Source organism: Sphingomonas elodea ATCC 31461, from assembly GCF_000226955.1.
Lineage (GTDB): Bacteria > Pseudomonadota > Alphaproteobacteria > Sphingomonadales > Sphingomonadaceae > Sphingomonas > Sphingomonas elodea.
This window is the reverse complement of record NZ_AGFU01000105.1, coordinates 1-519: the sequence shown is the minus strand read 5'-3', so window position 1 is coordinate 519 and position 519 is coordinate 1. Positions and strand designations below refer to the sequence as shown.

Genomic DNA, 519 nt, shown 5'->3' with positions numbered 1-519 from the left:
ATGGCTTTCTCCGTTAACACCAACGTCGGCGCGATGGCGGCTCTGCAGAGCCTGAATGCCACCCAGAAGGACCTGTCGACCACCCAGAGCCGCATCAACACCGGCCTGGCGGTCTCCTCGACCAAGGATGACTCGGCGACCTACACGATCGCGCAGGGTCTCCGCAGCGATCTGGGCGGCCTGAAGTCGGTTTCGTCCTCGCTCAGCCGCGCCAAGAGCGTGACTGACGTCGCCGTTGCCGGTGCCGAGCAGATCTCCGACATCGTCAACCAGATGAAGGCGAAGGCCTATCAGGCTGCGGACGCTGGCCAGACCACGGACAGCCGCACGCAGCTGAACAACGACTTCACCGCGCTTCGCGATCAGATCACCACGATCGTGAACTCGGCGAACTTCAACGGCACCAACCTGCTGAAGACCGGCGGCGGCACCGTGACGGCGCTGCAGTCGCTGCAGGATTCGAACACCGCGACCACGGCGTGGAACCCGGATTCGCTCAGCGTGGCGAACCAGGAACTC

The 519-nt window shown here is 64.0% G+C and carries 1 protein-coding gene; it reads left to right on the top strand.

Features of this window, described 5'->3' with window-relative positions; all coding sequences use genetic code 11:
• Positions 1-519 (top strand): flagellin (locus KK7_RS0119075; RefSeq protein WP_010546237.1); only part of this gene is annotated, 519 nt, incomplete at both ends.